The sequence below is a fragment of the Shewanella profunda genome, assembly GCF_023283765.1.
Classification (GTDB): Bacteria; Pseudomonadota; Gammaproteobacteria; order Enterobacterales; family Shewanellaceae; genus Shewanella; species Shewanella profunda.
This window is the reverse complement of record NZ_JAKILG010000050.1, coordinates 22,168-30,755: the sequence shown is the minus strand read 5'-3', so window position 1 is coordinate 30,755 and position 8,588 is coordinate 22,168. Positions and strand designations below refer to the sequence as shown.

9 protein-coding genes are annotated in these 8,588 nt (G+C 41.9%); 4 read left to right on the top strand and 5 right to left on the bottom strand.

Annotated elements, in window-relative coordinates; genetic code table 11:
• Positions 1–449 precede the first annotated feature (449 nt).
• Positions 450–911, top strand: a complete 462-nt coding sequence (locus tag L2744_RS18350; protein WP_248993246.1) for an RNA recognition motif domain-containing protein — start codon at positions 450–452, stop codon at positions 909–911.
• A gap of 21 nt (positions 912–932) precedes the next feature.
• Here the strand turns inward: L2744_RS18350 and murI are convergent, their stop codons facing one another.
• Positions 933–1,739 (bottom strand): glutamate racemase, encoded by an 807-nt coding sequence (gene murI, locus L2744_RS18345; protein WP_248993245.1) that lies wholly within the window; start codon positions 1,737–1,739, stop codon positions 933–935.
• Between the two features lie 243 nt (positions 1,740–1,982).
• On the opposite strand from murI, the gene trmA reads away from it, so the two are divergent.
• The gene (gene trmA / locus L2744_RS18340) at positions 1,983–3,083 is read left to right on the top strand and encodes a tRNA (uridine(54)-C5)-methyltransferase TrmA (protein WP_248993244.1); all 1,101 of its coding nucleotides are present in this window, start codon (positions 1,983–1,985) and stop codon (positions 3,081–3,083) included.
• Between the two features lie 373 nt (positions 3,084–3,456).
• Here trmA and L2744_RS18335 read toward each other — a convergent pair whose 3' ends face one another.
• Entirely contained in the window at positions 3,457–4,266 is an 810-nt protein-coding gene (locus L2744_RS18335; RefSeq protein WP_248993243.1) for a hypothetical protein, read from the bottom strand.
• 189 nt (positions 4,267–4,455) lie between these two features.
• Here L2744_RS18335 and L2744_RS18330 point away from each other — a divergent pair, with 189 nt between their 5' ends.
• Together L2744_RS18330 and L2744_RS18325 are read left to right on the top strand one after the other, a co-directional pair.
• The gene (locus tag L2744_RS18330) at positions 4,456–5,769 is read left to right on the top strand and encodes a helix-turn-helix domain-containing protein (protein ID WP_248993242.1); all 1,314 of its coding nucleotides are present in this window, start codon (positions 4,456–4,458) and stop codon (positions 5,767–5,769) included.
• 308 nt (positions 5,770–6,077) lie between these two features.
• Positions 6,078–6,746, top strand: a complete 669-nt coding sequence (locus L2744_RS18325) for an inovirus Gp2 family protein (RefSeq protein WP_248993241.1) — start codon at positions 6,078–6,080, stop codon at positions 6,744–6,746.
• Between the two features lie 190 nt (positions 6,747–6,936).
• Here the strand turns inward: L2744_RS18325 and L2744_RS18320 are convergent, their stop codons facing one another.
• The 3 genes from L2744_RS18320 to L2744_RS18310 all read right to left on the bottom strand — a co-directional run bounded on the left by L2744_RS18320 (position 6,937) and on the right by L2744_RS18310 (position 8,511).
• Entirely contained in the window at positions 6,937–7,230 is a 294-nt protein-coding gene (locus L2744_RS18320; protein ID WP_248993240.1) for a type II toxin-antitoxin system RelE/ParE family toxin, read from the bottom strand.
• Entirely contained in the window at positions 7,218–7,502 is a 285-nt protein-coding gene (locus tag L2744_RS18315; RefSeq protein WP_011920070.1) for a CopG family ribbon-helix-helix protein, read from the bottom strand. Before L2744_RS18315 ends, L2744_RS18320 begins: the two co-directional genes overlap by 13 nt.
• A gap of 286 nt (positions 7,503–7,788) precedes the next feature.
• The gene (locus L2744_RS18310) at positions 7,789–8,511 is read right to left on the bottom strand and encodes a lecithin retinol acyltransferase family protein (protein WP_248993239.1); all 723 of its coding nucleotides are present in this window, start codon (positions 8,509–8,511) and stop codon (positions 7,789–7,791) included.
• Between the last annotated feature and the right edge of the window lie 77 nt (positions 8,512–8,588).

The window sequence follows — 8,588 nt, the reverse complement described above, 5'->3', positions numbered from 1 at the left end:
AATTGTTAAAGAGCGTTGACCATTCACTTACACACTCAGTGTTTTCAGCGGGTCAGGGCTGCGTATTCTACGCATTCCCATTTTTGCGTCAAGTAGTTTTTTCAACTTTCTTTACGCTCATCAATCAGTAAACTCATCGATGAACTAACACATCAGCCTGTGCGTTTCGCTGTCTGCCGTGTCAGTGGATGCGCATTATAGGGAGATTAAAGAAGTCTGCAAGGGCTTTTTATTATTAGCTAAACTGTACGCTGATATTTTAGGCATCATGTTTAATTTTTGACAATTAATGCTTATTTATAAGATTTTAAAATCGCTATTTATCTAATAAATGATAAATCACGCTCAATTTTTCGGCAGCACTCTAGTGTAAAAGTAAATAATTCATTACCATATGCCTTGCTGTTAACAGTTATTTATCATTTTCTATTTCATCAGAGAGCATTCTTATGCAAAAGTCATTTCTTATTGTCTTGATTGTCGCCGTCCTTGGCGCCGTAGCACTATCTCAGTTTGCAACGCCATTATCAGCTATTGCTTTTGTTGCTGGCGCCATCATTGCAGGTCTTGTTTTTAAATTTGTCCCAGAGACTTCATCATCCCATGTAACAGAAGAACAATATGTAGGCCCTACTATGACGTTATATGTAGGTAACCTGCCTTATCGTGTCCATGAAGGTGAAGTAAAAGTATTATTTGGTGAGTTTGGCCCAGTAAATTCAGTGCGTTTAGTGCGAGATCGTAAAACCGGTCGGCGTAAAGGTTTTGGTTTTGTGGAAATGTCAGAGTCTGGCGCACAGAAGGCAATGGTTAAACTGAACGACTATAATTTCCAAGAAAGAACTTTGAAGGTAAGAGAAGCAAAAACACAGGATTCCGAAGGTTCAGAGCGTACTGGTACCGACGAGTAATTCCCAATATGTAAGTCGTGCTTAGTTGATTGTGGCAATTCGCTCAATCGTGGAAAAACCACAATCGACTAATGTTGATGATAATCCTTCGCTGATTTCAGCTTTAGTATAATAAGCCCGCATGCTCGCTTTACCTCCCACTACGTTGTTATCCAACACATAGCTTTCCTGCGTTAAGAGTGTAACAACCCGCTTTGCAATCGCTTCGCCAGAATCTAACAGGGTTACACCTGCACCGAGCACAAACTGCAATTCATTGCGGATCATAGGGAAATGCGTACAACCCAAAACGAGTACATCAAGATCAGCAGCAACAACTGGCGCCAATATGTGTGCTAGTCTTTGCATATTGAGCATACCTGTTGCTGCTTTTTGCTCAGCCATCATGACTAACTCTGAACAACCAAAAAGTTCAACATGGCAGCCATCGGCGAACTGGCTGATGAGTTTATGGGTGTAATGGCGTCTCACTGTACCAGGTGTAGCCAAGAGCCCAATGCGTTTACTTTTTGAAATAAGGGCTGCGGGTTTGATAGCGGGAACAACGCCCACTATTGGTATTGAGAGTTTTTGGCGTAATGCGGGTAATACGACGGTACTTGCGGTATTGCAAGCAACAACGACAATAGCAGCATCAATACGAGTTACTAGTTCGCCAATTAAGGCAACACAACCAGAAATCAGTACCTGCTCCTCTAGCTCACCATAGGGCAATCTTGCATTATCGAAAAGATAACAGTAGTCGTTTTGGGGCAGCAGTTTACGAATTTCCGCTAGTACAGATAGACCACCAATCCCAGAATCAAACACTAATATAGGTCGCGACAAACGAGTCTCCAGTCTTGGTTACTATGGATAAGCTACAAAAAGATGGCGTAATTTTGGCTTAGTGATCGAATATCTAATCCGCGTACTCAATCACAGCGATAAATTCAGATGAACGGTAAGAGCATCTCACTAGGCGAATGGATTTTCCCACAGCTTTGCCCAAACCGCAAAAGCAAGATACTGGACATTCGTGTCACCTAGTATAATATTTGCGCCCCAATTTACAGCAACGGTGAATCGACAATGAATTTAGCAGCAATGGACCCTCAGACTTATGATGCGCAGTTAGAAAGTAAGCGTATCAAGCTAGAACAAGCCTTTGCCCAATTTGAAACACCGAGTGTTGAAGTTTTTGCCTCAGAGCCTGCCAACTATCGTATGCGCGCCGAATTTCGCATGTGGCATGAAGGTGACGACTTATACTATTACATGTTCGATAAAGTACTGAACGAAAAAGTCCGCTGTGATGAATACTTACCCGCCAGTGCGCTGATAAACCAAATGATGTCAGCATTGATTGCTGAGCTAAAGCCAAATCACAGTCTGCGCCACAAGTTGTTCCAAGTGGATTTCTTATCGACTCTTAGTGGCGAGATCTTAGTTTCTCTGCTTTACCACAGACAACTCGATGACCAATGGCTCGCAGAAGCCAGCGCGCTAAAAGCTAAGTTAAGTCGTCAATTTAAGGTCAATATTATCGGCCGCGCCCGTAAGCAAAAAATCGACTTAGATAAAGACTTTGTAGTCGAATCATTACAAGTCAATGATAAGACATTCTTATATAAGCAAATCGAGAATAGCTTTACCCAACCGAACGCTAAAGTGGCGGTCAAAATGTTGCAGTGGGCAATCGATGTCACTCAAAATAGTCAAGGCGACCTACTAGAGCTTTACTGTGGCAACGGCAACTTTTCAATCGCATTAGCCCAAAACTTTAATCGCGTGCTTGCGACTGAACTCGCGAAACCCTCGGTAGATGCAGCGCAATACAACATTGAAGCTAATGCCATTAAAAATCTGCAGATTATCCGTATGTCGGCTGAAGATTTTAGCGATGCCATGGCAAAAAAACGCAGCTTTAGACGTCTAGAAGGGATCGATCTTGATAGCTATATCTGTAACACCATTTTTGTCGACCCACCACGTGCAGGAATCGATCCTGATACCTTGGCGTTAGTTCAAGGTTACGAGCGGATTTTATATATTTCCTGTAATCCTGACACCTTAAAAGACAATCTGGAGCAACTGTACAAAACCCATAGAGTCACACGATTTGCCCTATTTGATCAGTTCCCATACACCGATCACATGGAAACAGGTGTACTGCTAGAGCGTATTAAATAAGGTTTTCTTACAGTTTAAATCATCAGAAAATCTATCTGGGTACGGCACTGGGTACGGGGACCTTTAAAACACTCAATTTCCGATAGCCTTTACTACCCAAAAGTCCACCAGCAATGCTGGTGGCGAAATCTTACTAATGCATAGTTTGGGCAAGCGAAGACAGACCACTAGTCTCTAATATATTCAAAATCTATAGGGCTTGTGTCCAGTTAAGTTAGCAACTGATAGTAGTTTTGGATCTGAATATTTAAAATTAAAATAAAGTCTTTATTTAACAATGGCTAATTGATTTTATCTAGTGGTAATTCGCATTGGTACCCACCGATATGCCCACCATCTCGTTAATGCCTTAACGAGATGATTCTTTGTTTTACTATTTGCTAGCCGTTTTAGCCGCTCTTGCTCGTTTTCTAGGGCGGGGACCTGAAGTCTGGTTTTGCTCAGTACTTTCATCCGATTCTGTAGCCTCTATGGGCTCCTCTAAGGGAAGTTGCACAATGTCGATTAAAGTATGGGCTCTAGTTGCTTGCATCAGATGCTCAGCAGTGAGCTTTGAGCGGTTTTTTACAGCTTTTTCAATGATAGTAAATAGAATTGATGAATTGTCTTTTACGGCTTGAAGTTCACTCTTTAGCGCAGTTACCTGTTTTTTTAAACGGTTATTATAGTTTTTCTGTAGATGAAGTTCACCACTAAGCTTCTTATCTGTAAACGACTGGTTGAACTTTATTTCTGCTTTTTTCGTCCTTTCCGCATTTTTAGCTATGAGTTCTTGCTCCTTTAAACGTAAAAAATTCTTGTAGTTATCATCAATAAGCGACTCAAGCATTTGGATGAGATTGCATTTCTTCTGTAGTGCCATACCTTCAAACTTAGACTTGTGCTCTTTCGAAATGCTGACGTTGAGCATAGTTTTATCACTTGTATGTCTTTTCACGTCAGCCTTCCAAGCTTTCTCCATGTTAGAGGCCATCATCTCGAATGTTTTCTTATCGAGTTTCCTGTTATTACAGCTATCAATAAAAATTTTTTTTAAGTCCTTCATCGTCGTCTGTTGAATGATGTAAGGATTTTTTTTCTTCAGGTACTTATAGGCCCAATCCAATTGAGCCCTATTATTTTCAAGGAGAAAAGTTAACTGCCTCGTACCATATGAGTTACTTATATATTTTTCATTATCCATAATCATCTCTACGGTTCACTTGCAGGTTTTTCATTAAATTTTCTAATCCTTTTTTTAGCATTTTTAAATAAAAATTTCAATTTTTTAAAAATTACTAGTAAATTACTAGTGTTACCGGTACTGTTTTACCAGTAGGTGTTTAGAGGATATAAATGATTTTATTTAGTAGGTATTTTAATGATACGGATAATGCATGCACTGAAAGGAAGTAGGGCAAATGTAGTCTTTTTTATTTTGCTCTGGAATCGGCATTTTGGTTACTCTAACCCCATTTCACGAACTGTTGCAGAGATTGCAAAACAATTTAGTGTTTCTAAAACGGTTGTATCAGAGGCTTTAACTTACCTTGTTGAGCGTGGTTTTTTCGAAAAGGAGCGGTCAAGTACGCTGCCCAAAAGAGGTCGGCCAACATATCAATATATTGTTTCTCGGCAACTACAGGACTTATTAAGGTTGATGGGTACATCGAGCCAGTATCAACCGTTAGTCAATGAACTATTAACGCTTGACCAAAAATACGTCTCGCATACGAATTTGAAGTTAAATAATCGATTGTTGCTTTGTGTGTTGTTATTGCATGCGGACCCAACAGGAGTTGTGCGTAATTTGGATGTCAAAACGATTACTAATCTTGCTGGGATTAGCCGAGATCAATTTCGAAATCAACTTCAGAAACTGAAGGACTTAGGTTACATACAAGCAATCATTCCAGGAACATCATCGAGGTACTTATTCACTCACGCCAATAGTGTGTATTTTTTAGACTTTTCACTATTTTCTGCAAAACACACAATTTTAGAAGAGCTTGCACAAGGCTATCAATTACGTTTTTTACAAGAGATCAATGTGGTCTCATTGCGAGATCTTGCTAATCAGTGTCAAGAATGGTTGTTGAAGCGTCTTAAGAATCAACAATTCCTAAAATATCTCAAAGATGGCAACATTCCTGAAGAAAAAGTACCTAATAAGTTTTATAAGTTTGCTGGTTTTGTGGGTCATCAACCCGCTTATCAAGGCTGTGTGTATTTTCAAAATGCGGATATGTCAAGGTTATCAGTTTTGAATGTAATGCAAGGACAGCTGAATTATTACGCATCTTTTTTATTGTCAAATCATTGGTGTGACTTACAGTCTGAACAGGCTCCCCCCGCTTATGTAGAGCTAAAAAACATGATTATTAGGGATTTTGATGCGGTGGTAGATGCTTCCGATAAGGAGAAGTTGACACTTAAAAAATTCATTTCTAATGATGGTTTTATGGCATTAATTCCATATCAGTGCAAGGAGGTATTTTATGAAATTATGTATCATTTTAGCATTGAACTAGCGAGGTATTGTATCAGAGAATTGTCTAAACATGAGGAGTTGAAGAATTCTCTTGGTTCACTACATTTTTCGATTTTCCCCTTCAAATTTGTAGGTTTGGGAGCCCAAACATCAGTCAAAAAAGTAAAAGTATATCGCCAGAACCGTGGTGGAACTGGTGTAAATGTAAATAGTTAAATGGTTTAACTATCTAGTGACATGAGATCCCATCGCCCCTGAACGCCCGATCTACTGCTCAATGATTGACGGGGATTTCAGTTATTGCGATTGTCTGTTTGTTAATACTGTTAGCCTATAGCTACATCTACCACTCAGTAGTATTCCTTCATCAGTATCTCTAACGCTATCAACCCTTGAACATACAGAGTAAGCTGCCATCATAGGCGAGCTAACTTTTGCAATTGATATCAGCCCTTTTGGGCTTTTGAGTTATAAATTACACAAACCCCATACGTTATGTAACTTAACCAATATGGGATATCAATATGTACTCACGTCACACCTCTAACACTAACCTTACCGTCATCAGCAATGGTCAATACCAAGGTCTCAATGTTAATCCTAGGCCACTAAGCGCTGAATACTTAAACGCAATTCTACAGACCTTACAGGCAGCTCTGAATGAGCACCCTCGTACCTTTATGGTCCGGTTTGATTTGCATCTACCACAGCTCAATTTTCGTGACTCACCTATAGTTTATGATTCAACGGTGATCAGCAAATTCTTTAAATCTCTGAACGCTAAAATCCAGCATGATAGGCTTATCAAGGGCCGTGAGGGTAAGCGGGTGCATCCTTGTACTCTGCGTTATATTTGGGCAAGGGAGCGAGCATGTGTAGATACAGACCATTACCATATCTCTATCTTCCTCAATAACGATGCCTATAGCCATCTCGGTAACTACAATCGAAGTGGACAAAACCTGAGTACTAAGATTGTTGAAGCCTGGGCCAGTGCTTTGGGATTAGATGATTACAGCACTCGGCATTTAGTCCATTTCCCTGAAGATACGCCGGTGTACTATATCAACCGTAATGCCAACAATTATCCTCAAACCTTTGCGAGTGCTTTCTTCCGCTTGAGCTATTTTGCCAAACTAGAGACTAAGCATTATGGCGATAGAACACGTTCATTCGGTTGTAGCCGTATTTAAGCGTGGTGACAGAGTGATTGGCTTACTTAGCGCTAAGTGCGGTTGCTAGTGGGGTGAGTTAAAAAAGGGAGTAAAGGGCAAGGGATTAAGGTCCCTTGCTTTTGCGCTCATAGTAAAACGGTAGCGATATTCACAATGGCAGACTTGATGACATAGTCCATTGGGGCAATCCGTCGCTGATTCAGCCATATCAGTAACCGGCTTCTTTTTGGTGGCGGATACACAACACTGTCAATCGCTCGCCGCCATTATACTGGTACATTGCCAAATAACCCGTGTCACCAAAGTCAATCAGCAGTTCCCTAAAGCTAAAGTCATTGTCATCGATAGGCCGGCCAATGTCTGGATAGCTTTCCAGTTTTCTAATGGTATTGATTATGGCGCTGGCAGCGCGTTGTGCGGCGGGGGGATTTTTAGTGCGAAGAAACTCACGTAAGCGCTCTAAATCACGTAATGCAGTGGCGGTGAAGATTATTTGTGGCATGTAGGGGCAGCCTTTTCATTTTCACTTCCCCAGGACTCCAGCCAACTCACCACTTCGTCACCGGTGACATGCAAGCCTGATGTCTGGTGCTCTTCCCATGCGCGTAACGCTTCTTGCTGCAGCGCCTCGCGCTTCTCTTCTCTCTCAACGTATTCACGGATCGCTTCACGCATCATCCAGTGTGATGAACGTTTACGCGTTTCGGCTAAATGCTCGACTCTGGCTTTAATATCGGCATCTAATTTAACCGACACGGGTTTGATTGTGCTCATCTGTTACTCCATAGGTAATGCTTAGTACTACTAGGTAATACCTTAGCATAACGTGGTACAAAAAAATAATGATTACACGGTTTACTCGTCTGCTCGAGCAACGCCATGAGATCAATGACGTTAGCAGGATAGTTTGTATCACTGAACTGGGCATAAATTTTGTGCTGGTATCGCGCCAATCTTTAGCATAAAAGCAAGAGGGGTGAAACGATAGCGGCGAGCGGTGCCGCTTCGTTTATAGATTTGGCTAATGAGTGACTTAGCACTCAATACCGTCGCAGAATCATCATGACCTTAACCAATGCCATGCATCGGCTATCAGCTCAGCACCCGCTTTTACGCCATTGATGCCTACTTCTGCAGTAGTCAGTATGGTGTTTAAGCCGGTTTCTAAACTGCCGGTGACGAGTTTTATCCCTGCGTCGGTAATCTCTCCTTGGCTTAAGCAAGTATAAGTTTCTCCTAGAGTTTGGGTGGTGCCTTTTAGTAAGCATTCTGCAGGTTTAGCGACAAGGTCCCCAGGTGTCCCTAGCAGCGTGTTGACGTTATCGGGTAATCCTAGGTATTCACCGGTCATCTTAGCGGCGGTAGAGGCTAACACGACGTTTGCGACAGTTCCCGCTGCCAGCTTTGAAGCAGTGCTCCCCAGTAAGCCTGCTCTGGCTGAGCCTTGCAGGGCAAGGTGAGTGAGATTACTGACTTGATTAGAGGTACTGCTCCCTTCTAAGCATTCGTTGACGAACTGCTCACAATTGTTCGTAGCAACGCCGTATGGGCTGTGACCCAGTTGACTGCGCGCTAGCTCAATAGCTTGATGGGGAAACAAGCTGGACTTTTTCACTCTGATCTTATCGCCACCCGCAAATTGCTGCAGATCGATTTCTTCGATGATGCCCTGTTTAGATAAGTGAATCACATTGCCACGGCCGACATACAGGCCATGGTGTTCGGTTAAGCCAAGCGGATCGATATTGGTGACGAGGTGATCGCCAGGTTGTAATGCTTGCATAAATGTTTCCTTAGCCAGGGGGCATCATTGTGCCCCTCCATTACGCCATGCTGACTTAAGCTAGCTGTAGGTTGTTC

Bases quoted from the DNA above. Each gene is read 5' to 3' on its own strand.
- L2744_RS18310 (WP_248993239.1), bottom strand. From the start codon at position 8,511: ATGCAAGCATTACAACCTGGCGATCACCTCGTCACCAATATCGATCCG.
- L2744_RS18325 (WP_248993241.1), top strand. From the start codon at position 6,078: ATGTACTCACGTCACACCTCTAACACTAACCTTACCGTCATCAGCAAT.
- L2744_RS18335 (WP_248993243.1), bottom strand. From the start codon at position 4,266: ATGGATAATGAAAAATATATAAGTAACTCATATGGTACGAGGCAGTTA.
- trmA (WP_248993244.1), top strand. From the start codon at position 1,983: ATGAATTTAGCAGCAATGGACCCTCAGACTTATGATGCGCAGTTAGAA.
- L2744_RS18350 (WP_248993246.1), top strand. From the start codon at position 450: ATGCAAAAGTCATTTCTTATTGTCTTGATTGTCGCCGTCCTTGGCGCC.
- L2744_RS18330 (WP_248993242.1), top strand. From the start codon at position 4,456: ATGCATGCACTGAAAGGAAGTAGGGCAAATGTAGTCTTTTTTATTTTG.
- L2744_RS18315 (WP_011920070.1), bottom strand. From the start codon at position 7,502: ATGAGCACAATCAAACCCGTGTCGGTTAAATTAGATGCCGATATTAAA.
- L2744_RS18320 (WP_248993240.1), bottom strand. From the start codon at position 7,230: ATGCCACAAATAATCTTCACCGCCACTGCATTACGTGATTTAGAGCGC.